Annotated in this window: 35 protein-coding genes; 29 read left to right on the top strand and 6 right to left on the bottom strand. The window is 48.9% G+C overall.

Annotated features, from left to right (window positions below):
• From G598_RS0101890 to G598_RS0101870, 5 genes are all read left to right on the top strand, one after another.
• On the top strand, positions 1–1,263 hold the full coding sequence (locus tag G598_RS0101890; RefSeq protein WP_026765510.1) for a site-specific DNA-methyltransferase: 1,263 nt from the start codon (positions 1–3) through the stop codon (positions 1,261–1,263).
• A gap of 3 nt (positions 1,264–1,266) precedes the next feature.
• A complete protein-coding gene (locus tag G598_RS0101885) occupies positions 1,267–1,818 on the top strand; it encodes an N-acetylmuramoyl-L-alanine amidase family protein (protein ID WP_026765509.1) in 552 nt (183 codons plus the stop codon).
• Between the two features lie 96 nt (positions 1,819–1,914).
• Complete coding sequence (locus tag G598_RS0101880) at positions 1,915–2,631, top strand: hypothetical protein (protein WP_026765508.1); 717 nt, start codon at positions 1,915–1,917, stop codon at positions 2,629–2,631.
• 4 nt (positions 2,632–2,635) lie between these two features.
• The gene (locus G598_RS0101875) at positions 2,636–2,884 is read left to right on the top strand and encodes a DUF4314 domain-containing protein (protein WP_026765507.1); all 249 of its coding nucleotides are present in this window, start codon (positions 2,636–2,638) and stop codon (positions 2,882–2,884) included.
• A gap of 121 nt (positions 2,885–3,005) precedes the next feature.
• Complete coding sequence (locus G598_RS0101870; RefSeq protein WP_026765506.1) at positions 3,006–3,230, top strand: DUF7678 domain-containing protein; 225 nt, start codon at positions 3,006–3,008, stop codon at positions 3,228–3,230.
• Between the two features lie 80 nt (positions 3,231–3,310).
• Here the strand turns inward: G598_RS0101870 and G598_RS0101865 are convergent, their stop codons facing one another.
• The gene (locus tag G598_RS0101865; RefSeq protein ID WP_026765505.1) at positions 3,311–3,799 is read right to left on the bottom strand and encodes a lecithin retinol acyltransferase family protein; all 489 of its coding nucleotides are present in this window, start codon (positions 3,797–3,799) and stop codon (positions 3,311–3,313) included.
• Positions 3,800–4,035: 236 nt separating this feature from the next.
• Between G598_RS0101865 and G598_RS0101860 the strand changes: the two genes are divergently transcribed.
• Entirely contained in the window at positions 4,036–5,637 is a 1,602-nt protein-coding gene (locus tag G598_RS0101860; protein ID WP_026765504.1) for a terminase large subunit, read from the top strand.
• On the opposite strand, the gene G598_RS0101855 is transcribed toward G598_RS0101860, so the two are convergent.
• Positions 5,630–6,106: a C-GCAxxG-C-C family protein gene (locus tag G598_RS0101855; protein WP_026765503.1), complete on the bottom strand. Its 477-nt coding sequence runs from the start codon at positions 6,104–6,106 to the stop codon at positions 5,630–5,632. The genes G598_RS0101860 and G598_RS0101855 overlap by 8 nt on opposite strands.
• A gap of 122 nt (positions 6,107–6,228) precedes the next feature.
• Between G598_RS0101855 and G598_RS0101850 the strand changes: the two genes are divergently transcribed.
• Positions 6,229–6,555 carry a hypothetical protein gene (locus G598_RS0101850; RefSeq protein ID WP_026765502.1) on the top strand — a complete coding sequence of 109 codons (327 nt, stop codon included), beginning with the start codon at positions 6,229–6,231 and terminating at the stop codon, positions 6,553–6,555.
• 53 nt (positions 6,556–6,608) lie between these two features.
• Here G598_RS0101850 and G598_RS0101845 read toward each other — a convergent pair whose 3' ends face one another.
• The gene (locus G598_RS0101845; protein WP_026765501.1) at positions 6,609–7,019 is read right to left on the bottom strand and encodes a TIGR04076 family protein; all 411 of its coding nucleotides are present in this window, start codon (positions 7,017–7,019) and stop codon (positions 6,609–6,611) included.
• Between the two features lie 44 nt (positions 7,020–7,063).
• Between G598_RS0101845 and G598_RS0101840 the strand changes: the two genes are divergently transcribed.
• Positions 7,064–8,323 (top strand): phage portal protein, encoded by a 1,260-nt coding sequence (locus G598_RS0101840; RefSeq protein WP_026765500.1) that lies wholly within the window; start codon positions 7,064–7,066, stop codon positions 8,321–8,323.
• Between the two features lie 2 nt (positions 8,324–8,325).
• Here the strand turns inward: G598_RS0101840 and G598_RS18400 are convergent, their stop codons facing one another.
• Positions 8,326–8,868 carry a hypothetical protein gene (locus G598_RS18400; protein WP_051179806.1) on the bottom strand — a complete coding sequence of 181 codons (543 nt, stop codon included), beginning with the start codon at positions 8,866–8,868 and terminating at the stop codon, positions 8,326–8,328.
• A gap of 100 nt (positions 8,869–8,968) precedes the next feature.
• On the opposite strand from G598_RS18400, the gene G598_RS0101830 reads away from it, so the two are divergent.
• The 3 genes from G598_RS0101830 (at position 8,969) to G598_RS0101820 (ending at position 11,239) form a co-directional block, all read left to right on the top strand.
• Positions 8,969–9,694 (top strand): head maturation protease, ClpP-related, encoded by a 726-nt coding sequence (locus G598_RS0101830; RefSeq protein WP_037362924.1) that lies wholly within the window; start codon positions 8,969–8,971, stop codon positions 9,692–9,694.
• Between the two features lie 15 nt (positions 9,695–9,709).
• Positions 9,710–10,900, top strand: coding sequence for a phage major capsid protein (locus tag G598_RS0101825; protein ID WP_026765498.1), 1,191 nt, complete (start codon positions 9,710–9,712; stop codon positions 10,898–10,900).
• Positions 10,901–10,963: 63 nt separating this feature from the next.
• Positions 10,964–11,239, top strand: a complete 276-nt coding sequence (locus G598_RS0101820) for a head-tail connector protein (RefSeq protein WP_026765497.1) — start codon at positions 10,964–10,966, stop codon at positions 11,237–11,239.
• Positions 11,240–11,254: 15 nt separating this feature from the next.
• On the opposite strand, the gene G598_RS0101815 is transcribed toward G598_RS0101820, so the two are convergent.
• A complete protein-coding gene (locus tag G598_RS0101815) occupies positions 11,255–11,569 on the bottom strand; it encodes a DMT family transporter (protein WP_026765496.1) in 315 nt (104 codons plus the stop codon).
• 170 nt (positions 11,570–11,739) lie between these two features.
• On the opposite strand from G598_RS0101815, the gene G598_RS0101810 reads away from it, so the two are divergent.
• Genes G598_RS0101810 through G598_RS0101795 form a run of 4 tightly spaced genes read left to right on the top strand, consistent with a single transcriptional unit; the run spans position 11,740 to position 13,409 of the window.
• Positions 11,740–12,078 carry a phage head closure protein gene (locus G598_RS0101810; protein ID WP_026765495.1) on the top strand — a complete coding sequence of 113 codons (339 nt, stop codon included), beginning with the start codon at positions 11,740–11,742 and terminating at the stop codon, positions 12,076–12,078.
• Positions 12,071–12,454 carry an HK97-gp10 family putative phage morphogenesis protein gene (locus G598_RS0101805; protein WP_026765494.1) on the top strand — a complete coding sequence of 128 codons (384 nt, stop codon included), beginning with the start codon at positions 12,071–12,073 and terminating at the stop codon, positions 12,452–12,454. Before G598_RS0101810 ends, G598_RS0101805 begins: the two co-directional genes overlap by 8 nt.
• On the top strand, positions 12,451–12,822 hold the full coding sequence (locus G598_RS0101800) for a DUF3168 domain-containing protein (RefSeq protein ID WP_026765493.1): 372 nt from the start codon (positions 12,451–12,453) through the stop codon (positions 12,820–12,822). The genes G598_RS0101805 and G598_RS0101800 overlap by 4 nt, the downstream gene beginning before the upstream one ends.
• Positions 12,822–13,409, top strand: a complete 588-nt coding sequence (locus tag G598_RS0101795) for a major tail protein (RefSeq protein ID WP_037362919.1) — start codon at positions 12,822–12,824, stop codon at positions 13,407–13,409. Before G598_RS0101800 ends, G598_RS0101795 begins: the two co-directional genes overlap by 1 nt.
• Before the next feature lie 2 nt (positions 13,410–13,411).
• Here the strand turns inward: G598_RS0101795 and crcB are convergent, their stop codons facing one another.
• Entirely contained in the window at positions 13,412–13,798 is a 387-nt protein-coding gene (gene crcB / locus G598_RS0101790) for a fluoride efflux transporter CrcB (protein WP_026765491.1), read from the bottom strand.
• A gap of 86 nt (positions 13,799–13,884) precedes the next feature.
• On the opposite strand from crcB, the gene G598_RS0101785 reads away from it, so the two are divergent.
• The 14 genes from G598_RS0101785 (at position 13,885) to G598_RS16720 (ending at position 25,711) form a co-directional block, all read left to right on the top strand.
• Positions 13,885–14,199 (top strand): hypothetical protein, encoded by a 315-nt coding sequence (locus tag G598_RS0101785; RefSeq protein ID WP_026765490.1) that lies wholly within the window; start codon positions 13,885–13,887, stop codon positions 14,197–14,199.
• The gene (locus tag G598_RS19635; protein ID WP_157833241.1) at positions 14,196–14,372 is read left to right on the top strand and encodes a hypothetical protein; all 177 of its coding nucleotides are present in this window, start codon (positions 14,196–14,198) and stop codon (positions 14,370–14,372) included. Before G598_RS0101785 ends, G598_RS19635 begins: the two co-directional genes overlap by 4 nt.
• Before the next feature lie 11 nt (positions 14,373–14,383).
• Positions 14,384–16,996, top strand: a complete 2,613-nt coding sequence (locus G598_RS0101775; protein WP_026765489.1) for a hypothetical protein — start codon at positions 14,384–14,386, stop codon at positions 16,994–16,996.
• Positions 16,956–17,309 carry a hypothetical protein gene (locus G598_RS16725; RefSeq protein WP_026765488.1) on the top strand — a complete coding sequence of 118 codons (354 nt, stop codon included), beginning with the start codon at positions 16,956–16,958 and terminating at the stop codon, positions 17,307–17,309. The genes G598_RS0101775 and G598_RS16725 overlap by 41 nt, the downstream gene beginning before the upstream one ends.
• 2 nt (positions 17,310–17,311) lie before the next feature.
• Positions 17,312–17,728: a hypothetical protein gene (locus G598_RS0101765; protein WP_026765487.1), complete on the top strand. Its 417-nt coding sequence runs from the start codon at positions 17,312–17,314 to the stop codon at positions 17,726–17,728.
• Positions 17,725–18,654, top strand: a complete 930-nt coding sequence (locus G598_RS0101760; RefSeq protein ID WP_026765486.1) for a hypothetical protein — start codon at positions 17,725–17,727, stop codon at positions 18,652–18,654. Before G598_RS0101765 ends, G598_RS0101760 begins: the two co-directional genes overlap by 4 nt.
• Positions 18,654–19,616: a hypothetical protein gene (locus G598_RS0101755; RefSeq protein ID WP_026765485.1), complete on the top strand. Its 963-nt coding sequence runs from the start codon at positions 18,654–18,656 to the stop codon at positions 19,614–19,616. Before G598_RS0101760 ends, G598_RS0101755 begins: the two co-directional genes overlap by 1 nt.
• Before the next feature lie 465 nt (positions 19,617–20,081).
• Positions 20,082–21,740, top strand: coding sequence for a hypothetical protein (locus tag G598_RS0101750; protein ID WP_245582733.1), 1,659 nt, complete (start codon positions 20,082–20,084; stop codon positions 21,738–21,740).
• Positions 21,740–21,964: a hypothetical protein gene (locus G598_RS0101745; RefSeq protein ID WP_026765483.1), complete on the top strand. Its 225-nt coding sequence runs from the start codon at positions 21,740–21,742 to the stop codon at positions 21,962–21,964. Before G598_RS0101750 ends, G598_RS0101745 begins: the two co-directional genes overlap by 1 nt.
• 4 nt (positions 21,965–21,968) lie before the next feature.
• Complete coding sequence (locus tag G598_RS0101740) at positions 21,969–23,240, top strand: hypothetical protein (RefSeq protein ID WP_026765482.1); 1,272 nt, start codon at positions 21,969–21,971, stop codon at positions 23,238–23,240.
• A 3-nt stretch (positions 23,241–23,243) separates the two neighbouring features.
• Positions 23,244–23,636 carry a phage holin family protein gene (locus tag G598_RS0101735; RefSeq protein WP_026765481.1) on the top strand — a complete coding sequence of 131 codons (393 nt, stop codon included), beginning with the start codon at positions 23,244–23,246 and terminating at the stop codon, positions 23,634–23,636.
• A 282-nt stretch (positions 23,637–23,918) separates the two neighbouring features.
• Complete coding sequence (locus G598_RS0101730) at positions 23,919–24,293, top strand: helix-turn-helix domain-containing protein (RefSeq protein WP_026765480.1); 375 nt, start codon at positions 23,919–23,921, stop codon at positions 24,291–24,293.
• On the top strand, positions 24,283–24,459 hold the full coding sequence (locus tag G598_RS19630) for an SHOCT domain-containing protein (protein ID WP_157833239.1): 177 nt from the start codon (positions 24,283–24,285) through the stop codon (positions 24,457–24,459). Before G598_RS0101730 ends, G598_RS19630 begins: the two co-directional genes overlap by 11 nt.
• Positions 24,460–24,502: 43 nt before the next feature.
• The gene (locus G598_RS16720; RefSeq protein WP_051179804.1) at positions 24,503–25,711 is read left to right on the top strand and encodes a recombinase family protein; all 1,209 of its coding nucleotides are present in this window, start codon (positions 24,503–24,505) and stop codon (positions 25,709–25,711) included.
• Positions 25,712–25,719: the final 8 nt, after the last annotated feature.

Here is a 25,719-nt window from a genome sequence, read left to right as displayed (position 1 = left end):
TTGGGAAAAACAACTACAGATATGCAGCTTGTCCCCATCGACAAGCTGGTGCCTTATGTGAATAACGCTCGGACGCATTCGCCGGAGCAGATAACCAAGCTGCGCTCATCGCTACGGGAGTTCGGTTTTGTGAATCCTGTCATTATCGACAGGGATTTCAATGTCATAGCTGGACATGGCAGACTGATGGCAGCCAAGGAAGAGCATATTGCTGAAGTGCCATGTGTGTTTGTGGACTATCTCACCGAGGCACAGAAAAAAGCCTATATCCTTGCCGACAACCGCTATGCCATGGACGCTGACTGGGATGAAGATATGCTCCGTGTCGAGATTGAAGCCCTGCAGGGCATGGATTTTGACCTTGGGCTGACAGGCTTCGACGAAAAGGAACTGGCTGACCTCTTTGCGGATGAAGATGGCGATGCTAAAGAGGACGATTTTGATGTGGATGAGGAACTGGAAAAGCCGTGTATTTCCAAGGCAGGAGATGTGTGGCACTTGGGCAAGCACCGGGTTATCTGCGGTGATTCTACCTTGCCGGAAACCTATCGGCGGCTGCTCGGTGATGAGCAAGTAAATCTGGTATGCACCGACCCACCGTATATGGTCAATCTAGAGAGCACCTCCGGCAAAATCAAAAACGATGACCTCTCCGACAAAGAGGCATACCAATTCCTGACCAAAGCCTTCGGTTGTTTCCATGAAGCCATGGTGAAGGATGCTTCGATATATGTTTTCTACGCTACGGCAAAAGCCCGCATTTTCCATGACGCTTATGAGGATGCGGGCTTTAAAGTTGGGGCAGGACTGGTCTGGAAGAAGAACCGGCTGGTGCTTACGCGCACCGATTGGAAGTACATCCATGAACCAATTATCTGGGGCTGGCGCAAGGATGGCAAGCATACATGGTATGGCGATCAGAAGCAGACCACGGTGTTTGAATTCGACCGCATCAAGAACTCGAAGGAAGATGGCTGCGGTCATCCGTCCAGCAAGCCGGTGCCGCTGGTTGCCTACCTCATCAAGCAATGTACCCAAACCAATGGTCTTGTGCTGGACGGTTTTCTTGGCTCAGCGTCAACGCTTATCGCCTGCGACCAGTTAGGGCGTATCTGCTATGGCGTGGAGCTGGAGCCGAAGTTCGTAGATGTTGCGGTGCAGCGTTATGCCGCTGCCCATGATGGAAATTTTGCAGATGTATATGTGGAACGGGATGGGGCAAAGATTCCCTATGTCGATGTTCCCAAACCGAAGGAGGACTGACTTATGCGTGTATTCTTAAATGCCGGCCATGCGCCTTGTGGATGCCCTGACCCCGGTGCTGTCAACAGCGGCACTGGACTTAGAGAATGTGATGTGGCCAAAAATATCGCCGACCTTGTAGAGAAGCATCTCACCAAGGCCGGCGTTTCTGTATCCGGCAATTTGCAGTCGGATAGCTTGTATGAGGTTGTCTGTGCATCGAACAACATTGATGCAGATGTGTTTGTATCAATCCACTGCAATGCCTTTAACGGTGTAGTCAATGGTACGGAGACTTGGCATTACCATACCAGCAAATATGGCAAACAGCTGGCCGAGTGCATTCAGCGCCAGATTATTGGGGCGCTTGGCACGGCAGATCGTGGCGTAAAGGGTGCAGTACCGGGCAAAAACGGTCTATATGTACTATCTAATACGGATGCCGTATCGGTGCTGGTGGAAACGGCTTTTATCGACAATGCCGAGGATGAGGTTCTGCTCCGTACCAAGCAGGACGAGTTTGCCCGTGCTATCGCTAGGGGTATCACGGATTTTGAGCAGGCGACTTTGAACTGATAAATTGTATACAACACAAATCGCTTGCTATTTCCAGTGCTTAGAGGGAATATGTGACTACCAAAAGATAAGGTTGACACAAAGGAGGTCACGAAAATGGAAGTACGGTACAACGTAAGCGGCGACCGCCGCAAGGAAATGGTGAAGGTAGTCAGCGAGGCATTGGAAAGCTGGGAAATCAAGTATCTTGGAGCACCAAGCTTTTCCTACCAGGTGGGGGATTTCGAGATTACGAAGAATGGCACATTGATTTTTGCCGACCGCACGGATACCGAGATGGTTGAGCAGGTCTTGGAATCCTTGGCAAAGGCAGGCTTTGAATGCGAAGCCCATGAGGATTTGCCGAAAGAAAAGCAGCCGACCGAAGAGCAGGAGCCTGTGGCAGACAGCCTTTCCATCAGCCTGCCAAGGGAATCCTTCACGGATGCCGCCTTGGGAAATCTCGACCATCTGCTGGAGAGTAAGGGTAATCTTATCAAGAAGGCATTTGGCATCGAAGAAGTAACCTACACAGCTACTGAAGATCGCATCACCTTCAACTGGCTGACCGGCGAGATTGAGCCGGAGAAGGCAAAGGCAACGCAGGATTTTATCGGCAAGCTCTGCGAGATGGCACGGACGCAGAAGCGTGTCACCGCCAAGGCTAAGGCGGTGGACAACGAAAAATACGCTTTCCGGTGTTTCCTCCTGCGCCTTGGGCTGATTGGCAATGAGTACAAGACCACGAGGAAAATCCTTATGGCTAACCTTTCCGGCAATGCCAGCTTCAAGTCCAGCAAAAAGAAGGAGGCGGCAGAGCATGAGGAAAGCTGACAAGATGGGCTTTCCCAGCAGAGAGGAGGTGGAGCGGCTGCGCTCCATCTACCCTCCGGGGCGCATCGTGATGCTTGTGGAGATGCACGATGAACCGCAGGCTCCGCCGGAAGGCACGGTGGGCGAGATAAGGGGAGTCGATGATGCAGGCCAGATTTTGGTCCGCTGGGACAACGGCTCATCCCTGTCCCTTATCCCCTTGGTCGACAAATTTTACCTGCTGAAACATCGACCAGAAGACAATGGAAAATAATCCAAAATGTGCGCTGTGTATACACAGAATTTATCCGATAATCGCTTGCTATAATTTGCGTTTAGAGCGAATATACACATACCAAAAGAAAACACCCCAACAAGCGGAGGAGGATGCAACCATGTGGAGCAAAGGCGAAATCGAGATTGAAGGGACCAAGGTTCGGTACTGGGTAAAACACTACGAGGAAGGTTCAGAATTCGGGATCGATGGCGGCAGAATTTCCAAGCTGGAATGCCGAGCAAACGGAAAAACAATCCTTCACTACGAGAGGGGATGGAACATGGAACCGGAAACGAAAATTGGTTACCAAGCCTACGCAATCCTGATGGAAAAGTTCAACTAAGACCAACACCAAAGCGGGACAGCCCTTCGGGGCTGTTTCCTATTGAAGTATACACAGAATTTCCAATACTGATTGTATCTTCAATCTAAGTCAACTTGTGCAGAAATAGGTATTCCCGTTTTACACCACATTGCAAAATGTTCACAGAGTCTCTGTTCATAGTTGTTTCCAAAAAGATTATAATCATGTGTACCAATTTTTGATTTTGCTCTACTCACTACAGTTTCGGGTGTAAAAATATGTAAATTCTTGTCTCTATGCTCCTGTCTAAACCGTAAGGTTGCTCTTCGACATATATCATCAGGAATAAGTTTACCGAATACGGTCATAAGAGCACAATCTATCAGATCTAATCCAATCCCGACAAAAAAGTTGCGATCAAACTTGCATATATGAAGCGTATCGCCATCTAAAAATTCATCTAAGCTAGTTTCTCGAATCTCACCATCACAGCAACTACCATCAATCTTGCAGTAGTGTATGACTTTATTTCGTCCAGAGTATATTCCGTAGTGATTGTAGGCAAACCTAGTTGTAAAGATCATGTCTCCTTTTTGGGGTTTTTGCATATACACTACTCCCTTCATCAATCTATACATCTACTATATTTACTAGCTCTCTTAAATCATTGCGCGCTCCTTTTTTGGATAAATTTGCTTCTGCTAAACATTACCATTTTTCATACAAATTCTATTTTAACAAAGTCCAAATTCTTAATGTTATTATAACATAGTTTGGGGTAAATTTTATCGAAAACATTTTAGGAGTCGCTATTACAATGGCTCTTTTGGTTGGAGGTGACCAAATGCGAAAGCTGACCGATTACAAGCCGACACAATTCATGGCAGAAAGTTCCCATTACGATGCTAATTGCGCCGATTACGCCGTGGGCTTCATCGAATGCCTTTGCCACACCAAAGGTACATGGGCAGGAAAACCATTCGAACTTATAGATTGGCAGGAACGAATCATCCGTGACATTTTCGGCATCCTCAAGAAAAACGGCTACCGCCAGTTCAACACCGCCTACGTGGAAATCCCCAAGGAGCAAGGCAAGAGCGAACTTGCGGCGGCTGTAGCACTCCTGCTTTGCTGTGGTGACGGGGAGGAGCGTGCCGAGGTGTACGGCTGTGCGGCTGACCGTCAGCAGGCTGGCATAGTTTTTGACGTGGCAGCTGACATGGTGAGGATGTGTCCTGCCCTTAATAAGCGGGTGAAAATCCTTGCATCGCAAAAGCGGATGGTTTTTCAGCCAACCAACAGCTTCTATCAGGTGCTGTCGGCAGAGGCTTACTCCAAGCATGGCTTCAATATCCATGGTGTGGTATTTGATGAGCTGCATACCCAACCGAACAGAAAGTTATTTGATGTCATGACCAAAGGCTCTGGTGATGCCCGTATGCAACCGCTGTATTTTCTGATTACCACGGCAGGAACGGACACGCAGTCCATCTGCTATGAAACGTATCAGAAGGCGTTGGATATTCTCGAAGGTCGCAAAATTGACCATACCTTCTACCCGGTTATTTATGGAGCCAGAGAGGATGAAGACTGGACAAGCCCGGAGGTCTGGAAGAAAGCCAATCCCTCCCTGGGCATTACCGTTGGCATAGACAAGGTGCAAGCCGCCTGTGATTCAGCCAAGCAGAATCCGGGGGAGGAGAACTCCTTCCGGCAGTTGCGCCTTAACCAATGGGTAAAGCAGTCCATCCGCTGGATGCCGATGCACAAATGGGATGCCTGCGCTTTTCTGGTTTCGGAAGATGAACTGGAAGGACGTGTCTGCTATGGCGGCCTGGACCTTTCCAGTACCACAGACATAACGGCTTTTGTGTTGGTGTTTCCGCCACTGGACGAGAGCGATAAATATGCGGTGCTACCGTACTTTTGGATTCCAGAGGACAATGTGGATTTGCGTGTGCGCCGTGACCATGTTCCCTATGATGTCTGGCAGCGGCAGGGCAAGCTGGAAACTACCGAAGGCAATGTGGTGCATTATGGTTACATTGAAAAATTCATCGAGCGGCTTGGTGAGCGGTTCAATATCCGGGAGATTGCTTTCGACCGCTGGGGAGCGGTGCAGATGGTGCAGAACCTCGAAGGAATGGGTTTCACCGTTGTCCCCTTCGGTCAAGGTTTCGCCAGCATGAGTCCTCCCACCAAGGAATTGATGAAGCTGGTGCTGGAGGAGAAAATCGCTCATGGCGGTCATCCGGTGCTTCGTTGGAACATGGACAACATCTTCATCCGTACCGACCCTGCCGGAAACATCAAGGCAGACAAAGCAAAAAGCACGGAGAAGATTGACGGGGCGATTGCCCTCATCATGGCTCTTGACCGTGCTATTCGTTGCGGAAATGATAGCGGAGAATCAGTATATGACAGCCGTGGTGTGCTGGTTATTTAGACAGTTCTTGTAGATAATGTTCCTCAAAAATAGCTGCTGCCGTTGCACAGAAATCGGCGCAGGGGCGTTCAGCATAATACTCTTTTGTTCGTTTTGATGGTGTAGGCTGGTCATGTTTTTGCTCTAAGCCTAGCAACTCACGGCAGATAATGGAGCCTTGATGCTCTTTGAACTGAAGTGCAAGTTTTTGAACCTGAGTATACAGTGCTTTTTTCTTTTCATCATCTGGTGTGTCGTAACCATCTGCTAAACCTATTAGCAGACATAAAGAAGAGACAGCACCGCATATTTCCCGCAGACGGCTGATTCCACCTCCCATGGGTGATGCCATCCGCAATACGGTTTTAGGGTCAAGTCCTTTTTCCTGCAAATAATCTTCATAGGCCAGCAGTACGGACTGGGAGCAATTGTAGCCGGAATTGAAATTTTCCCTTGCTTTATTTCCGCGAATTGACTGTTCAAAATCCATAGAATTAATCTCCTTGTATACATAAAATAATTCTCATTTATGACTTGCTATTTCTTCGATAGTACGGGAATATACACATACCGAAAGGGAAAACACAGACAACCGAAAGGGAGGAAAACAAAATGACAAAGCAGGAAGTAAACGAAATCATCACCAGCAAGGCAGCCGAGTACGGATTCGAGATTGAAGAAAACTCGATGGGCTGGAACAACAAGCGCACGGGGCAGGATTACATTAACATCCATATTTTCCAGAACAGCAACCTTGAAAAGACCGACTGGGAAAAACGCATCGGCTGCATCGAAATCGAAGCCAACGCAAGCGTAAGCCGGATGGGGGGAAGCCCAACGCCGGAGGAACTCTTGAAGGCCGCAGACGAGATTGCAAGAGGAGCAAAATTCACGGCAGAACTTCAAAGCATGAGGCTTTCCTACGAAAGAACCTTCTAAGCTGAAAGCAAGGCAGGGGCACCGCTCGAAAGGGCGGTGCTTTTGCGTGATGATTAGCCAGTATAGGCATCAGCAGCAGAATTTTTGAAGTTCTGTTTTTCGAGCCATATGCGTTCTTCCTCGGATTCTGGAATGTCAATCCGTTCGATTTTAAAGATTACAGGACGAGTGCCATCATTGCAGCAAGCAATCATCATTCGGTCATCGTTAGTCCATTTGTGCATGATGGAACCGCCTTGGAGGGCAGTGTATACATATCGGCTGATGGCATCCCATGCCTCACCGCAGAATCTGCCGTTCATCAGATTGTAAAAATCATCCTGCTTGGGTGTTCTTTTCAAAATAAATGTGTCTCCGGCTTTGAAGCATGGACATGGACCGGACTTAGGATCTGCAAGATATTTCTCTTGATAATCAGTAAAGACCTTCGTCTCTAAAACCGTTATTTTACATTCATGCTGCATTTTCGTACCTCCATGATGCATAAACTTGAGGGAGCGTGATATTTATGAACCTCTTTACAAAACTTTTCCGCTCACGGGACAAGCCACAAAACTTCTATCACTTCAGCGGCTGGCCGTTCGTCTTTGGCAGGTCAGCCAGTGGTAAAAAGGTCAATGAGTTCACCGCCATGCAGACTACGGCGGTGTATGCCTGCGTCCGCATCTTGGCTGAATCCATAGCCAGCCTGCCGCTGCATGTCTATGAATACAAAGGGCAGGGCAAGGAACGAGTGCCGCAGCATCCGCTGTACTTCCTGCTCCACGATTCGCCAAATCCTGAAATGACTTCTTTTATATTTCGTGAGACGGCCATGATTCACCTGCTTTTGTGGGGAAATTCCTACTCGCAGATAATCCGAGATGGCATGGGACGAGTGATGGGGCTGTATCCGCTGCTACCTAACCGCATGAGTGTTGACCGGGATGAGCATGGTGAGATTGTCTACACCTACACGCCTATGAGCGACAGCAGTCCGAAAGTCAAAGGCGGTCAGTCCATCAAGCTGCGGCGGCAGGATGTCCTGCATATTCCGGGGCTGGGGTTTGATGGTCTTGTCGGCTATTCACCCATAGCCATGGCGCGTAACGCCGTAGGCATGACATTGGCCTGTGAGGAGTACGGCTCGTCCTTCTTCGCCAATGGGGCAAGACCAGGCGGAGTGCTCAAGCATCCCGGCGTTCTCAAAGACCCGTCCAAACTCCGCGAAAGCTGGCAGGCCGTCTACGGTGGCACAGCCAACACGGGCAAGGTTGTGGTCTTGGAGGAGGGGGTGGACTACCAACAAATCTCCATCCCACCGGAGGAGGCGCAGTTCCTTGAAACGAGGAAGTTCCAGATTGACGAGATAGCACGGCTTTACCGAGTACCGCCCCATATGATTGGCGACCTCGAAAAGTCCAGCTTTAACAACATCGAGCAGCAGTCACTGGAATTCGTCAAATACACGCTGAATCCGTGGGTGGTGCGCTGGGAACAATCCTTGCAGAAAGCCCTGCTCAATTCTACTGAGCAGAAAAGCTATTTCATCAAGTTCAATGTGGATGGTTTGCTTCGTGGTGACTATCAAAGCCGTATGGCTGGCTATGCTGTGGGCAGGCAGAACGGTTGGCTGTCAGCCAACGATATCCGTGAGATGGAGAACATGAATCCCATCCCTGAGGAGGAAGGTGGCAATCTCTACTTGATTAACGGCAACCTTTGCAAGCTCCGTGATGCGGGGCTGTTTGGAAATAAAAAAGGCACCGAGAATAAATCGGCGCCTTAAAATTATATGCCCAAAGTCCGATAAAAGCTTTCATCGATGACACGACGATATTCTTTTAACACCGGGCTATAGCCCATGGTGTCATTGAAGAATCGCATTTTATAAGCGGACACAAAAGCAACTTCAGCAGCATGAGGCACGAAGGGGTTACCTTCAGCATGGCTGTAATCATGATGAATGTTCCAATCCATCCAGCCATTTTGGCGGAGACATGCCACAGATTTCCGATCCCAATTATAGCGGAAGTAGGCAGTGAAGTTGCCAATGACCTTATATGGGCCACCTACATAGGTTTCATGCTTGCTCCAGTAATCATCGGAAAATTGAACCCGAATAATATTTATGGCAATTTGATAGTTGGGAGGGTTATAGTTTTGAACAACAACGGATGACCTGTCAGCATAAGTGCCAACGCCCATACCACCATCGACACAGACATAATTGCCATTGTCGAGTGTATCGGGGTACAAACTTCCGGCACTGGCTAACATACATGGGAGTAGCAGAAGCATGGTAAAGAGCCATGCTTTTAGCATTTTTCGCATAGGTATTCTCCTTTCGTATATATAGACGATTTGGAATCGAGGTATAAATTCTAGGCTAATAATAAAATGTCCTGCAAAAATGCAGGAGGAGGCTTTAAAAATGAAACGTAAATTTTGGAACTGGGTGCGTGACTCTGATACAGGGGAACGCACCCTTGTGCTTAACGGGCAAATTGCCGAGGACTCATGGTTTGGCGATGAAGTTACGCCAGCCATCTTCCGAGATGAGCTAATGAAAGGCGAGGGCAATATCACAGTCTGGATTAACAGCCCAGGCGGTGATGTGTTCGCGGCGGCGCAAATCTACAACATGCTTATGGACTACAAAGGCAATGTCACCGTCCGCATTGACGGTCTAGCGGCATCAGCGGCATCCGTGATTGCCATGGCCGGAACCACCGTGGAGATGTCCCCTGTGGGCATGCTGATGATTCACAATCCCAGTACGGCAGTCATTGGCAACACCAAGGAAATGCAGGCGGCAATCCAGATGTTGGACGAGGTGAAGGAATCCATCCTCAATGCCTATGAACTGAAAACGGGGCAGCCCCGTCAACAGTTGTCCGACCTTATGGATGCGGAAAGCTGGATGAACGCCAAGAAGGCCGTGGAGCTAGGCTTTGCAGACAAGATTCTGTTCGCCAACGAGGATGAGGAAAAGCAGTCCGAGGGTGTTGAAGCCATGCTGTTTTCCCAGCGGGCAGTAACAAACTCCCTCATCGATAAAATCAAGGCGCAGTCGCTGAAATTCGTTAAGGCGGCTGTGCCGGACAACCGTGTATCTGCAGACGCTCTCAGGAGCCGTCTTAACTTACTTATTCACTGATTGGAGGAATAATTTATGGCAAATGTTATGGAACTTCGCAAGAAACGGGCACAGCTGTGGGAAGGTGCCAAGGCATTTTTGGACAGCCATCAGGACAAGGACGGCAAGCTTTCTGCCGAAGATGCTGCCGCCTATGACAAAATGGAGGCAGATGTGGTGGCTCTCGGCAAGGACATTGAGCGTCTGGAACGGCAGTCGGCGATTGATGCCGAGCTTGCCCAGCCCACCTCCGAGCCGATTGTCAACAAGCCTGCCGCCAAGGTGCCGGAGAAAACGGGCAGGGCAGCAGCTGAATACCGTAAGGCCATGCTTGCCGCCATCCGCAGCAACTTCCGCAACGTGTCCAATGTCCTGCAGGAAGGTGTAGATACCGATGGCGGTTATTTAGTGCCGGAGGAGTACGACAGCCGCCTGATTGATGTGCTGAACGAGGAGTGCATTATGCGTAACCTCGGTACGAAAATCACCACCAGCGGTGAGCGCAAAATCAACATCGCCGCCACCAAACCTGCCGCATCGTGGATTGAGGAAGGCGGTGCGCTGAGTTTTGGCGATGCAACTTTCGACCAGATTATCATGGACGCTTACAAGCTCCATGTGGCTATCAAGGTTACGGAGGAACTTTTGTACGATAGCGCCTTTAATCTGGAGAGTTACATCATTCAGCAGTTCGGCAAGGCAATTGCCAATGCCGAGGAGGATGCCTTCCTCAATGGTGACGGCAACCATAAGCCCACCGGTCTTTTGACCACGGCGCAGACTGGCGTGACCACCAGCGGTGCATCCATCACTGCAGATGACCTTATTGAACTGGTCTACAAACTCAAGCGTCCTTACCGCAAGAGTGCGGCCTTTATCGTCAACGACCAGACCTTGGCGGCAATCCGCAAACTGAAGGATGCCAACCAGGCGTATATGTGGCAGCCTTCCTACCAGATGGGCGAGCCAGACCGCTTGCTGGGCTATCCGATTCACACCACGCCGTTTATGCCTACGGCAGAAGCTGGCAAAACGGCGCTGGTGTTCGGTGATTACAGCTATTACAACATCGGTGACCGTGGCTCCCGTTCCATTCAGGAACTGCGTGAGCTGTTCGCCGGTAATGGCATGATTGCCTTTGTTATGAAGGAACGTGTGGACGGCAAGTTGGTACTGCCGGAGGCCGTGCAGATGCTGAAAATCAAAGGTGCTGCTGGCAAGGGCTGATAAAGATTTGTTGTTGGGAGGTGTCCTTGAGGCATCTACCTGTTTTTATGGGAGTGATGGCTTATGATTGTTTCCCTGCCCAAAGCAAAAGAATATCTCCGCATCGACACGGATGCCGAAGATGATATTGTCCGCAAACTGCTACGGTCGGCAGAACAGCTGTGCATGGATGTGGCACGGCTCAATGCTGACGAGTTCAAAGCCTGCGGTGCCATTGCTAAAACAGCGGTGCTGTACACTGTGGGCTATCTATACGAACATCGGGACGCTGCTGACCATAAGACACTCACCATAACGCTCCGTTCCCTGCTGATGGGCATTCGCCGGGAGTCGTTTTAGAATGGGCTATACAGTCTAACTAAGGATACGAAGACCAATGATACCTGTAAGGATAAGTAAAACACAAATTCCTTGCCCAATAGTAAATGTTTCATGAAATATAGCTATGCTGATGACGAATGTTCCTATGACACCAATGCCTGTCCATATAGCGTATCCCATTCCTAAAGGAATGGCTTTTAAGGCTTGGGATAAGAGATAGAAGCTGATTGTCATTCCTATGATGGTCAGGATGGAAGGAATTGGACGGCTGAATCCGTCAGACAATTTCAAAGCAATAGTCCAAAAGGTTTCAAAAAAACCGGCAGATATAAGGTACAACCAATACATAAAATACAACTCCTCGAAAATAAAAATGGGTACGTCCAGCATTGTTCCTTCTATATGGCCTAATGGAACAAACGCGAAGACGTACCCGGCGGCACGAATTTCATTTATGTTGTCAATATAGCAAACGGCTAGACAGGTGTCAAGAAAGTTTTATTTGGAGGCTGATATAGGTGTATATAAACTTGAGTGAACTTAAACAGCGTGTGAAAATCCTGCGCCCAAGGGTTGAGGAAGATGAAGTTGGCAACCTTATTGAGCATGGCAGGTCAAAGGTGACTACAGTCTGGGCAAAGGTTCTGCCTTATGCCGCCAAGATTTCAGACGGCTATGCCGAGAAGGTGGATGAGGTAAATTACCGTGTGGTTATCCGTTACCGAGAGGATATAGAAACCACCGACCTCCTGCAATGGCGCGGTAAGACGCTGATTATATCAGCCCCACCGTATCCTCTGGACGGTGGTCGCAAATACCTTGTTATGGAGGCAAAGGAACTGGTGGAAGATGGTTAAAGGTTACCAGTCTGCCGAGGCGATTCTTAGGGAACTGGGGGAGAATGCCACCAAGGCCGCCAAGGATGCCTTGGCAGATGGAGCGGAAATTGTCATGCAGGAGGCAAGGAACCGCTGCCCTGTCTATAAGGGCAACGACCACCGTGTGGTCAAAGGCGCTTTACGCGATTCCATCCATACCGTCAAACAAAAAGACGGTGCCAAGTACAAAATCGTAGCGGATGCCGTTTCTCATGACGGCATTTTCTACGGCAAGTTGGTGGAATTCAGCCCCAAGATAAACAAGCCTTTTATGTATCCTGCCATGGATGCCCGACGGGATGAGGTACGGAATAAAATCATTGATGCGGTAAGGGAGGCGTTTCGCAGGAAATGAATATCAAGGAAAAAGTATATAAGGCTCTGTCAACTTCAAGGAAGCTGACAATTCTGCTGGCAAAGGACAGGCGGTGTCGGTGCGTTTATCCCGGCATCAGCCCCAATGCTGGCAGCTACCCAATCATTGTCTATAATGTCATATCGGATGTTCCGGCTCTTACGGCAGACGGTTTCGAGATGGAACGGCGCGTAACCGTGCGGCTGCAGATTCTCACTAAGGACGGACACTATGAGCATATCTATGATGTGGTAAATAAAATCATGAAAGAGCTGGGCTTTATGCGCCGTCAGTCACTAGAGATGGCAGAACGTGATGTGTTTGTGTTCTGCGTGGATTATGTAATTGGAATAGGAGTGGATGAATAATGGCAGAAATGAAACCGGCCAGCAGAATGGTCAGCGGACAGTTTATCAATATACAGCGGCTGCATGTGGCAAAATTGCTAACGGATGAAGCCGGGGAAACCGCAACCTACGATACCCCCGTTGACTTGGGCAAGGTACTGCGGAGCATCGACATCAAACCGTCAAATTCGAGTGCTGACCTCTATGCAGATGGCCAGTCCATTGATACCGCTACCAACACGGTATCCTATGAACTGACCTTTGACACGGCGGCTCTGCCCTTGGAGTATGTGGCATATCTCTTGGGGCATAAGTGTGAGAATGGCGTGATGGTTGCCAACAAGGATGATGTTGCTCCGTACTTCGCAGTGATGTTTCAGAGCGACAAACGGAACGGCAGTAAGCGCCTGACAAAATTCTTCAAAGTCATGTTCCAGGAACCCTCGGTCAAAGGCTCGACCAAGGAAGAAAACATTTCCTATCAGACGCCGACCTTGACTGCTAAGGCCATCTACCGATTGTCAGACGGCAATTCTTACACCTATGCCGATACCGAAAGTGCCGGGCTGGATGCAGAAACTGCAAGTAACTGGTATACCACGGTTTGATATTAGCAAAGTGATGAAGAAAGTTTATAGCCTATTATAGCCGCACAAAAGCCTAGCACAATATTGGCGGTAACGTTAATTATGGCGAGAAAATAACTGCCTCCTCGCACTAGTGTCAAAGTTTCCATGCTGAACGAGGAAAAAGTTGTAAATCCACCAAGAAAGCCAACGGTCAAAAGTAGACGTAACGATTCTGTCATCATGTTGGTGGTTCTGGCCAAGGGTAATAAAAATCCCAAAATAAGTGCCATGAGAAAACTGCCAATGGTATTAACAAACAGTGTGCCGAAAGGAAACATAATACCAAAACGGCTGCCAATTACGGATGTGGCAAGATAGCGGCAAATAGCCCCAAGTCCGCCACCGATGAAAACATAAAAAAGATACATAAAGAGTCCTCCGCGTATAGGAAATTATTATTCATTATACAAGGAGGGCAAAACTTTTGAAAGTTGATTTTGGAGGATAAATCTAGATGGATACACCAAAAATCAAAATTAACGGCAAAATCATCCAGCCGGCTCCGCCTAAGATGAAGGTATGGCGTGAGTTTTTGTCATTCTTCGATAAGGACAAGGGCAAGATGACCGTGGAGGAATTCCTCTCGGCTCATGTTGCCCTTATTGTTTTGGCCTTCAATCAGCCGGAGGTTACCACAGAATCCGTGGAGGAGAATATGGAAATCGCCGATGTGGTGCCGTTGGCACGGCAGCTTTTCGAGTGGCTGCAGGCTCAGACCTTTGCCAAGCTGGTAAAGCTCCCAAACGGGGAAACGGAGGCAGGGGAGTGAGCCTGTCTCCGTACCAGAATCTGCTGCTCTACTATGAGCGGCTGCAGCAGTCCTACGGCTGGACAATGCAGGAGGTGGATGAACATGATATAGATTTTTTGCTTGATCAGCTGACTGTCCTCAGTCTGACGGATGATAGCCGCCATCAGAAATACATTGACGATGTCCTGTAGGAGGTGGGCAGATGGCAAAGCGTGGGCAAAAGATAGATGAACTGTATATCAGCCTTGGCCTGGACATTGCCCGGCTCCAGCTGGACTTTGACATGGCAGGTAAGACGGTATCCCAGGCAGTATCGCGGCTGAATACCAGAACTAACCAAATAAAGCTGAAGATGGACGTTGACCTTGCCAAACTGGAGGGCGTTGGCTCGGAGTTGGACAAGTTGAAGGTTAAGCATGAAGCCATCAATCGTCAGTTGGATATACAGCGGCAGAAGGAAGAAATCCTCGCAGCCGTTCTAAAAGATGCCCAAAAGACCAACGGCAATGACAGCGAGGTTGCCCAACGGGCGCAGACAAACCTGCTGAAACAGCAGAAGATTGTGGCTCAGACCGAGGCGGAAGTCCGCAAGTTGAATGCGGAGATGGCAAAACTTGGCGGCACAATCGCTCAGACTTCCGGCAAGGCAGGAACCTTCGGTGCCACTATGGCAGCTGGTATCAGCAAGGCAAAAAGCGGTGTGGACAGTCTGGCAGGTGGATTCACCATGCTGTCCGTCAAGGCGGCAGCAGTTATGGCCATCTTCTCCACGGGAGCAGGATTGTTCAATCTGACCAAGGGAGCCATGGAGTCCGGGGAAAACCTCTATCGGCTGACAAAACGCCTCCATACTACGGCGGCAGAGGCGGGTAAGCTGAACCGCACTTTCCAACTGGCAGGCATGGACGTTATGTCCATTGTTCCGCTGATTGCCCGTCTGGATAAGCAGATGGAGACTGCCGGGGAAAATGGCAATGCCACTACTCAGGCTATGGCGCGGTTTGGCATAACCCTGTTAGACCAGGCTGGCAACCTTCTGCCGCTCAATGAACAGCTCGACCAGTTAGCCAAGGGGTATAAAAACGCCATGGAGGCGGGGCAGGAAGAAGCCTATACCGCAGAAGTCCTTGGTGCCCGTGGTGCGGCACTCATTCCGCTCCTTGAACAGTACGATGAGCTGATGGAAGTGGCGGGCAACGTCAAAACCACCGGTCTGCTCAATCCGGAGGAAAGTCATAAAACGTGGCTCCAATGGAAAGCCATGGAGATGGAAGTCGGTCAGCTGAAATCTGCAATAGGGACAGCACTATTACCACTGAGTTCAGATTTGCTACCGGAAGTCACTGAAGGATTTAAGAATCTGGTTGAGGAGATTCAGGCTAACAAAGACACCATCAAGGATGCCATCTCTGGCTGGGGCTGGGCACTGAAGACGGTAGCTGAAGGATTGGTCTTTGTCGGCGAGCAGTTCAATAAGGTGGCGGAACACGCCAAGGCCAACAAGTGGCTGATTGAAAATCACACGGCGGCAGCACCGCTTATTGGCATTCCTGTGGTCGGCGGTGCAATCCTCGACAAAATGTATGGGGATGAGTACAAGGCATATCTGGAGGAGCAAAAGGCTCTAAAGGAAAAGGCCGAAGCCGAGAAAAAGGCGGCGGCTGAAGCGGAGAAAAATCGCGAGGCGCAGGAGAAGAATACAAAAGCCAGCCTTTCACGTGCGGCTGCCGAAAAGCAGGCTGCCAAGGCTACGGAAGAAGCCGCAAAGGCCAATGCCCAGCTGACGGATTCCCTATATGAACTTACCCATAACGAACTGGAAAACTCTCTCCATACCATCAACAAAGAGGTGGAACAACTTCAGGCCAAAGGTGCAGATACCAAGTTGCTGGACGAGTACAAGCTGGCAAAGCAGGCCAAGGTTTACGAAGATTTTCAGCGGAACGTGGTAGATAGCACTCAGGCCGTTTACCGTACGGATTTACAAAATCAGCTGGCTAATATTGACAGAGAGGCGCAGGCCTATCGGCAGAAAGGCTTGGATGAGGTCAGTACTGCAAGCTGGGCAGAAGCCAGCAAAGCTAAAATTAGGGAGCAGTGGGAAAATGAAATTGCATCAAAAATCGACTCTGTCTGGAAGACGGAGCTACAAAACCGCCTTGATGATATCGAACGTGAGAAACAGGCTTGGATTCAAAAAGGGCTGGATGAAGTCAAGGCGACGCAATGGGCTGAAAAAGAAAAACTTGACGCCAAAAGGAATGCGGCGTTGCAGGTACTTCAGGCGCAGAAAGAGGAATTTAAGGCGTATCTGGAAGGCGGTCAGCGCGGTCTAGCCGAGTACTACAAACAGGCGCATGGTTTTACAATGGAAGATTTGCAGATGACACCAGAGCAACTGGCAGGTTTTCAACAGGCTAGAAAATCCATGTTGGAAAATCTCCTGCCCAATTTCCGTGACCCGTCTGTCATTGCCGCCGAGCAGGAGCAGATGCGCCAAAGTTTCAAGATGACCATGGGAGGTAAGGATTATTCATACGATGAGGTTATGGGCAATATGCAGACGGAAATGCACGGCATGCGGGAACAGATGGACAATCTCAGTTCATCGCCTGCCCTTCAGAATGAAACTGGGCAGGCTCCCCAGCAAGCTGTCACGGCTGCGCCGCATTTGGAGGTCAATGTGAATATCGAAAACGCCGTCACCCAGGATAATGACGGCATAAGATATCTTGCGGACAGCGTGGCCGACCGCATAAGACCTGCTGTAGAAAATGCCTTGGGAGGTGGGGACAATACATATTCAAATTGGTGAGGTCAGGACACTGGATGTAGACAACTGGCAGATAATCCCGGATGACCGTCAGCAGCAAGTGGAAATCATCGGTGGTGTGGCAGTGCAGGATTTCGGTCATGTGGCGACCGGGGATAAGGTTTCCTGCAATGTAATCGTCAAAATAGACGGCTGGCAGGAGATTTGCCATTACTGGAACAGGCGACAGCTGGTGCAGATTACAGATGAAGGCGGCAACATCTGGCCGTCTATGCGAGTAGTGGTGAAGTCCTATCAGTATGTATCCCGTTTTCCCAAGGCAGTAAAAGCGACATTAGAATTTTGGAGGTTATGACTATGGCAAATCAGCTTCACATCTATTATGGCAATCCCACGGCAGGCTCTACGGATGGCACAGAAGCCAGTTCCGGCACGGAGCTTTCTCCCATCTCCGTCACGCTGGATGCCAGCAAGGAGGAGCAGAAAGCCGTGAAATGCGCTGTCCGCTGTGACAGTGGTTATTACATTGAGGGGAGCACCGCCATCAAGTTTGTTGGTGACGGCTCTGCAAAATGGCGGGCAGCTGCCGACAACAACTATGCTGACGAGGATGCGGCCTTGAAGAAAGCCAGCTGGCAGGAAACGCTCACTCTGGACGGAGTGACGGACAAGAACACCATCTTCTGGGTCAAGGCAATCAGCAGCAAGGAAGAAAAGCCCCAGAACGACACGTCCGTAGACATACAGGCAGAAGGACTGGTGGTGGCGGTATGAGTTTCAAATACATCAATCCGGGCTATGCAGAATTTCTTGATGTGGCAGGTGGTACGACCATAGCGGATACGGTCAAAAGCAAGACAGGGGTGATGTTCTATCAGCCCACAGATAAAAAAGGGCTGGTGCCTTCTGAAACACCGGCAGAACTTTACGGCAAATTCGATGTGTACATTCCCAAAGACCGTAACGACTTTTGGATAAAAATTGCCATGCTCGAAACCAATGGCTATGCGTTGGACGGCATGGGATTCGTTAAGAGAGATAATGTCATGTACTTTTTGCGGTATTATAGCGGTAATTCATCCGGTGGTACAGAGGCTTATTTATCCGAGCCGGAGAGACTGAACCTCAAGCTGAATGCCATCAATACCATTTGGTTTCATGTTAAGACTGGCACTGACGGTTATGTGCAAATCTATGCCAACGGTCAGTCCGTGGAAAAGTTTGACTATGATATCAAATTTGGCAAATCCAAAACATTGGTGGTCTACGCTGATAGTGCTTATGGCGCGCTTTCCAATCTCATTCTGTCCGATACAGAGATTGCCCCCAAGGAGCAGGTGGTGGTTCTCCCTGTTGCTGCAACGGAAACCACTATGGCGGCAGGAGAGGATGGAGAGTACATCGCTGATGCGGAGGGGCAGACTATTTTGCAGACCGTAGATACAGTTTCGTTAATCAATGCCTACGGCGCAGATACAATCATCAAGGGTATCGCTGTTATCGGCAATCCAGTCTGTCGCACAGCAGAAGGGCTGTCCGACCTTACGGCGATTCAATCTGATGGAGCAAATATCACAGAGTATGGCACGAAAACTGTTCCGCAGGGAACACCGGGAGTAGTGGCAGACGGTCATGCCCTGTCACTAAAAATATCTGAAATAGCAGACTATAAATTTGGCTGGAAGGCAGGTGCATCGTGATGAGATATATCAATCCGGGCTTTGCAGAGTTCCTGGATGTGGAAGACGGCACGACCGTGGAAGGAACAAAATTCAATCCCGACAATGGCGTAGCCTTATACCAGCCAAAAGACAACGAGGGAATTGATATTACCTTGGAAACCGCACCGACACATTTCTATGCAAAGTTCGACGTCTATATCCCACCATGGTCAGAAATGTCCGATGGCGTCATGGCCGAGGTCGGTTTTTACAGCAATCATTCCGGATATACAGGTTTTTATGGCTGGCAACTTCGTAAATATTCTAGTGACCTTGATCCGCAAGTCATTATCGGCAATAGTTCATCGTATGACAAATATGTGGAGTATAAGGTTGGAGGTGCGCTAAAATTCGACAGCGTCAACAGCTTCTGGATGCACTTCAAGGCAAGGAGCGTTTCTGCTGCCGATGGTGAGTACCAGGTCTATATGAACGGCGAGAAAATCATGGAAAATACGCAGAAATACATTTACATGGATGCCATCAGCAAACTGGTCATTTATGCCACCCAAAATTATGGCAAATGCTATCTGTCCAATATCATCATGAGTTTTGATGAGGAAATCAGCCTCAAGGAAAAAATACAGGCAGTTCCGTTGGGAGATGTTGTGACGGATATGACTGCCCAAGAAGACGGCACATATCTTGCCGATACGGCAGGACAGCAGATTTTGCAGACTGTGGATGTAGAATCGCTCATAGCCCAATATGGGGGCATATCAAAGGTGACGGGAATAGCCATTGGCGGCAGGCCTGCCTATCGGACAGGAGAGGATTTGACACGGCTTACAGGTATTTCCAAGGCTGATGGTGAGCAAGCTGAGCACGGTATCAAGAAACTCCACACCAACATCAATATGGGCATGGCAGATTGTTATTCCGTAAACACAACCATATCTGACATGGCAGGTATGCAGTTAGGCTGGAAAGCCGGGGTGTAGCCGATGGGCATTGTCATAAAGCCAACAGCATATATTTCGTGGATTCCTCACGGAAAAATTATTCTTCAGCCTACGGATGCCTATATCTCATGGATGCCCATAGGAAGGATAATCATTAGGCCGCAGATTGCTGCCGCCTGGGTGCCAATGGGGAGAATCCACCTCAAGATGCAAATCATCGCCACTATAGTGCCCCCCTCCAGCGTACAGGTAAAGGCCACGGCAGATGTAAAAAGGCAGTTAGCGCAAGAGAACGCTGTGATTGCAGTTACCAACCGCAGGTTGGTCAGAACAGAGAATTTTTTCGCTGACACCAAACGGCAGATAGAATCTGCTGTTGTAGCATGGACGAGTGCTGACTTGCGCCGACATATTCTGGTATCAGATAAATCTTCAGCAGATACGGAACGGCTGGTCAGTTGCTGCCACGTTACAGCCCATGCAGATACATCTCGAATTCTGTCGATGAGTTTTTGCATACGGCGGGCTAAGTGCCTGCGGCAGATTAACCAAAGGGAACAGGTAATAGCTGACACCATCAGCAGGCTGGGGATAGATGGTTTGTCCATGGCAGATACTTCACGTAAGCTGGGCTGGGGCGAGCCTGCGGTAAGCCATACACGGCGGCAGGTTATAAAGTTTCAGTCGCTCCTTGCCGACACATCAATTCGGGTGCCTGTGGTACTGGAATATGTTGAACCTGCAGTTAAGCCATCACGAGCAAAGAAAATCAAGGCTACAGCATTGCCATCCATCATGGATAAATTCCGTGAGCACGGCATCCGCTCCTTCTCCATGACGCTAGGTGAACTGACGCTTTCGGACAGTTTTCAGTTGGAAACGGTGCAGCCCTTGAACATTGACGATTCTGTGCAGGGGCAGATTTTTGACTATCACTTCCATTTTCTCGTGGAAGAAACCAGTCAGCGAGATTTGGTTCAGACGGTGAAGGGAATGTATTCCAAGGACAAGCTGCTCTACAGTGCCATCAGCTTCTTCCTCAATGAGTTTGGGGTGTCCTACTACGCCGAGGGCATAGCCAAGGCGCTGGGGCTGAAATTGAATATGGCTTGTGACGATTTCATTCCGTCACAGAACTTTGAGGACAGCGGTATGACCTATCAGGACTTCATTTCCGCATTGTTCGGCTGGACAGCCAAACTGCCCCAGCGTCAAATAAACGTCTTTATCCGTGGAGATACCCTGCATATTATTCAGCGTGGCAGGGAGAATTCTGTAGTGGATATTACGGACTGGCCGCATAGCAGGCCGACCATCGAGCGGAAACTTGTCCGCTCCATTTGGCACAGCACCATGGAGAATGCCGACAGGGCGCGTAATGATGAGGATACCGAGCCAAAAGGTTTTACAGGGACTATCTCGCTGGGGGAAATCAGCAGATCCTATTCCAACGGCTTTCTGACCCATGAAACTAACGAGAAGGGCTACACGGATTATGTCTATGATGGCGAATACCTGTCTGAGAAAAACACCCATAACAAGGACGGCTCCACCAGTCGGACAGAGTATTTCTACGCCAAGACCAGCAGGGACATATATCTTTTCGAGGAAAAGGAGCGCACTACGGAGCCGATAGATGATGGGCAGGAGCATGATATCTACGACTGGACAGACTGGAATAATAAAAACGGAACGGAGCGCATAACCTATCACGCCCCCCTGGGTTATGGCTGGTATTCCACCGTGGTGTATGTGGATGGAGAACTGGAAGGCAGCAGCCTGTCACAGGGAAAACCCGGCGGCAAGGCCAGCCGTTTCACCATCGACCAGTCCAATCTGAGTCTTGGTGCTGATTACGATATGGGCGATGACGATGACGGCCCCAAGTACGAATCCCTCATCGACACAGAGTTTCCGGTTATCGGTGAGGATTATCTATGGGAGCTGACCAAAGCCATCGAGTGGCTGAACCGCAAGACGCAGGAGACTGTCACCGTGGAGGTTGTAGCTAATGTCAGGAATGGTGTTCCAGATGTAAAGCATATCGTGGATTTCACCGAGCGGATAAAATTCAATGACAACGAGTATTTCCTGATGTCCAATGTCGTGGAACTGACTCCACGGTCATTACGACAAACAATTAAAATGACGAGGTGGTACTGATGAACGGAGTAGACGGGCTGGCTGAATCCATCAAGGCTGGCATGAAACGGGCAAAGAAGCAATCCGAGCAGAAAGCCCTGCGTGGTGTAATCCAAGGCGGCAGGGTACATATTGGTGCTCACAGCTACCCTTTGAAAGCGGCGGTGGATGTGAATACCGATGACGGCAGTCTGGTCTGGGTGCAGCTGGCCAAGAGCGGAACGGCTGTAATTGTAGGAGCGTGATGCTATGCACAGGGCAAGAGTGACGGCAGTCGGCAATACCAAGGCACAGGCAGGTGGCAAGTGGCTGAACATCATCGGAAATAAAGCTATTGCTGCCGGAGATTTTGTCTGGACAGACGGCAGGTGTGTTTACGGCAATATATCCGAGGGTGGTGCAGCGGCTCCTGTTATCAATACCAGTGAGCCGTATGTGCCGATTTTCATGAAGGATGGTACGCACTGCCTTTACCATAAAGGTAATCTGAAAACAGGCTGGCGGGATGCCAGACATGAACTGATGGCCAGCCATGGCAGTGAAGTCGTGTTTTCAGATGCCTACAGAGTACTGGATGTATCCGTAGGTACATCGGGGGAAGTGCAGGAACTCAAATACGAGCGGTATTCTCATAGAAATGGCGCATTGGGCTATTGGTTCAAGGATTATGGTGGAAGCATAGGGGCAAAGTTGGGGATTTACTTTGAATGGGAACCGCAAGAACATTATTGGTTGGCCGAAACAGAAACTGCGTTTGAGCAAATGAAATATGTCCAAGTATTGCAGGAAGGTGCAAAGCAGACGGCAGAACGGGCTTTGCTGGAACTGGAAAAGCAGGCTCCGTCTGGTGAGGGGGAATCGATGACCGTCCTTCCGGAAAAAGAATGCAGGATAACCGGTGGCTGGTATGAATCAGAGCAGGATTACTGTTTATTTTTGGAAGGGAATGCACAGGCGTTATACATGTCGGGCAGAAATCTTGGCATCTATGATGACAGGGAACGATGCTGGCAGGCAGATTTTGGCACACTCTATTCCTTGGCAGTTGAGTACCTGTTAGAAATGGTGGCTACACCGAAGGGGATTACCGTACTGCGAGGTCGACATAACAACAATGGTAGCTGGCGTTTGACGTATCTGCCCTTGGACGAAGAGTATGGTGACCCATATCATTTTGTGGATTCCATTAAAAGTACAGACCTGCGCTTGCCAGACGGTTTTAAGGTGAACATGAGCCGCAGCAACAGGGAGCGAATTGAGTACATGGGCTATGAGTCGGATTCCTACAGCTATGAACTGAAATCACCACAGGGGCAGAAAATCTGTGATGTCGATGGCTATGAGCCAGGACAAAGAATGCTGGCCTGCAAGCTGCGCCCAAGGACATGGCTGGTGGCTTTTGATGGCAAACTTTACCGTGTCAAAAATGGTGAGAAGGAACTGATTGAGGGTGACTGCTATCACTGCAGCACCCGCTTGCGGCCTATAAAGAATTATGCGAAGTGGATGAAGGGGGAATGATTTATGGATGTAATTTTGGATGTTAGGGTCTGGTCGGCAGGAGCCGGGGCAGCCTTGGGAGAATATCTTGGCTCCTTTGACAGCCTGCTTTATGCCTTGGTGGCTTTTATCGTGACGGATTACATCACCGGAGTGCTCTGTGCCATAGTGGAAAAACGGCTTTCCAGTTCCGTGGGCTTCCGTGGCATTTGCCAGAAGGTCTTCATCATGGCCTTGGTCGGCGTGGCCAATGTGCTGGATGTCCATATGGTCGGCGGTGGCTGTGTCCTGCGAACGGCAGTTATCTTCTTTTATTGCGCCAATGAGGGGATTTCCATCATTGAGAATGCAGCTCGGATTGGCTTGCCCGTGCCGGATAAGCTGACGGAAGTCATGAAACAGCTTAAGAACAAATGAATATCGGATAGGTTATTGCCTGGTGGGAGAAATCCTGCTGGGCTTATTTTTTTGCTAAAAATCATTATTTCTGTCCTTTCAATGGTGGGAGGGCAAATTTTTTCGGCAAAATGCTGTTTTCTTCTCTTTAAGAAAGTAGCGGGGGCTGGTGACCAAGATGGAACTTTTTGTCCTCTTACATATGAGAGGGTTGATTTTTTCGGCTATATGCAGAGAAAGGCAATCTTACAGAAACTTTGGTGGCTCAAAATTGCACCGCCAATTAAAAGTGGAGGTCGAGTGATGACAGAAAAACAGCAAGAAGAAATCAAGGCTATGAGACAGGCGGGGCTGGGTTATAAGAAGATAGCGGCAGCCATGTCTCTGTCAGAGAATACCATCAAGTCCTATTGCATCCGAAATAAGCTAAAGGCAGGTGATGGGCAGATGGTTTGCTTGGCATGTGGCCAGTCCATTACGCAGCCTACAGGTCAGAAGGGGAAGAAGTTCTGCTCCGATACTTGCCGTATCAAATGGTGGAATCATCACACTGATTTGATGAAGGCCAACAACGTCTGTGCTCACTGTGGTAAGCCATTCCATGGCAGAAGCGGCAGAAAGTATTGTTCCCACACCTGCTACATAGCAGAAAGGTTCGGTGAAGCCTATGTCTCATGATTTGATGCTGAAGGAGGCCAAGTATCAGTCAGCCATGCAGGTGTTTCGTGGCTGGTTGGAACAGGGCATTATCACACAGGCGGATTATGTCAAGGCAGAGCAGTTGATGCGCGAAAAATATCATCCGCTGCTCGGTACATTATTCTCGGACATGGCGTTGACTTAGGCTCAGCGTAGAGTGATATATAGTAGGAAAGGAGGGCATGCTCATGAAGAAGATAGAACGTATAGAGCCAAAGGTTCCGCAGATTAAGCGGAAAAAGCGCGTAGCAGCGTATGCACGGGTATCTGCAGAATCAGACCGGCTGACGCATTCCCTGTCAGCACAGATTAGCTATTACAGCGAGCTTATTCAGAATAATCCGGAGTGGGAATATGCCGGTGTGTATGCCGACAGTTTTATCTCCGGTACCAGCATCAACAAGCGGTCAGAATTTCAGCGTATGGTGGCTGATTGTGAGGCTGGAAAGATTGATATAATCCTGACCAAGTCCATCAGCCGTTTCGCAAGAAATACGGTTGACCTTCTTTCTACTGTTCGGCATCTCAAAGTCATTGGAGTGGAAGTACGATTTGAAAAGGAGAATATCCGCTCCATGAGCTCGTCCGGCGAGATTATGTTGTCTATCTTGGCAAGTATTGCACAGGAAGAAATCATCAACTACTCGGAAAATGTAAAGTGGGCAAAGCGGAAAAGATTTGAACAGGGACTTCCCAATGCAAAATTCTGTATTTACGGGTACAAATGGGTGGGGGACGAGATGATTATTGTCCCCGAAGAAGCCATTATTGTAAAGCGTATATATCAGGATTATCTTTCTGGTAAGTCGACAGCGGAAATAGCCTGTGAACTTTCCAGCCAAGGTATTATCACCAAGAGAGGCAAGCGATGGAGTGGCAGTAGTGTCAACTACATCCTGCAAAATGTTCACTATACAGGCAATCTGATTCTGCAAAAATATTATGTGGAAAATCCTCTTACACACAAGCTCAAGAAAAACGATGGGGAATTGACCCGTTACCTGGCTGAAAATACACATGAAGCTATCATTGATAAAAAAACATTTGATATGGTACAGGAAGAATTTGCAAATCGTAAGAGTAGAGGCAAAATCAATGCATCTTGTTTTACCATGAAAATTAAATGCCCGTTTTGTGGGCGCAGTTATGTTTATTATCAATACAAAGCTACGTCGAATGAATATTGGGCACACTGGAAAAAGGTGGGGATATGTTCTGGGAGCGAAAAAATAAATCAAGAAGAGCTCAAGCGAGTATGCGCAAAAGTGTTGAACATAGAAAAATTCAATAAAGAAGTATTCCTAAAAAATGTAGATTATATCAGCGTGCCCAAACGAGATATTTTGGAATTTCATTTTAAGAATGGAGAAATAATCACAGAAAGATACCGACCATAGTAACTTTC

This window comes from Selenomonas ruminantium subsp. ruminantium ATCC 12561, from assembly GCF_000424065.1.
GTDB classification, from domain to species: Bacteria; Bacillota; Negativicutes; order Selenomonadales; family Selenomonadaceae; genus Selenomonas_A; species Selenomonas_A ruminantium.
Note: the sequence above shows the minus strand (reverse complement) of the source record. Positions and strands in the feature narration are given on the sequence as shown.